The sequence below is a fragment of the Daejeonella sp. genome (genome assembly GCF_037719425.1).
Classification (GTDB): Bacteria; Bacteroidota; Bacteroidia; order Sphingobacteriales; family Sphingobacteriaceae; genus Daejeonella.
Genome location: NZ_JBBJNI010000091.1, coordinates 15244 through 16460, shown reverse-complemented (window position 1 = coordinate 16460; position 1217 = coordinate 15244). Strand labels below are relative to the sequence as shown.

General features: G+C 56.5%; 1 protein-coding gene. It reads right to left on the bottom strand.

The window, feature by feature from the left end; genetic code table 11:
- Positions 1-1217, bottom strand: a 1217-nt coding sequence (locus tag WKF69_RS12510; protein ID WP_340382319.1) for a PKD domain-containing protein, incomplete at both ends; no start/stop codon positions are given.

The window sequence follows — 1217 nt, the reverse complement described above, 5'->3', positions numbered from 1 at the left end:
ACGAGAACTAACGCATCCTAATAAAGTTTCCACGTAATAAGTAGTAGTGGCTGTTAGTACGGGTGTGGTAAAGCTTGTTCCTGTTCCCGCCGGTGTTCCACCAGATGAGGCAGTGTACCAGCTATACGTTCCCCCGGGTGCAGTCGCGGTTAGCGTAGCAGTGCTGCCGGAGCAAATAGTTGTTCCCGACGCGGTTGGGGCCGCAGGCGGTGGATTGACATTGACTGTCACCGCGGTTCTGGGACCTGTGCAGCTATTCACGGTCGCCTGAACGTAGTAAGTAGCAGCTGCGGTCAGGCTGGGAGTCGTGTATGAAGCCAATGTTCCCAGCAGGTTGCCCCCGGTGGGGGCGTCGTACCACTGGTAGGTACCGCCCGGCGCCGTTGCTGTTAGAGTTGCTGTATTACCTGTACAAATTGTCGTTCCCGGGGCGGTTGGAGCTGCCGGAAGTGGAGTTATCGTAACAGCTACCGCGGTTCTTGGACCGGGGCAGCCGTTAACCGTGGTCTGAACATAATAGGTAGTATTTACAGTTAATGCAGGAGTAGTATAGGAATCCGATGTAGCGAGGAGTGTCCCTCCCGACGCGGCATTATACCATTGATATGTTCCTCCCGGGGAAGTTGCTGTCAAAGTTGCGGTACTTCCGGCACAAATTGTTGTTCCCGCCGCAGTTGGCGCCAGGGGAGGCGCGGTCACGCTTACGGTAACCGGCGTTCGGGCACTGACGCATCCGAGCAGAGTTTCCACGTAGTAAGTGGTATTCGCCGTTAACACGGGGGTGGTAAAGTTCGCCCCTGTTCCAAGCAGGGTGCCCCCTGTTGACGCGCTATACCAACTGTAGGTCCCGCCGGGACCCGTTGCCGTTAAAGTTGCGGTGCCCCCCGTGCATATGGTAGTTCCTGATGCGGTGGGGGCCGCGGGCGTGGGCGAAGCTCCCACAACAACCTGCTGAACGGCGGGCGGGCAACCGCTTAGCTGATCCATAACCGAGACAGTATACGTACCCGGGGTGGACACTGTTATCGAAGGCGTAGTGGCACCGTTATCCCACGAATAGGTATAACCAGGCAACCCTCCGCTGGGGGTGGCCGTCAAAGTTACGCTGGCTCCTGAACAGATCACCGGATTGGAGGGACTAATAGCAACTGTAAGGGGAGGAGATGTATAAACTCTGACAGTGTCGCTTTTTGTACCTGTACACACGGTGGTTTGGT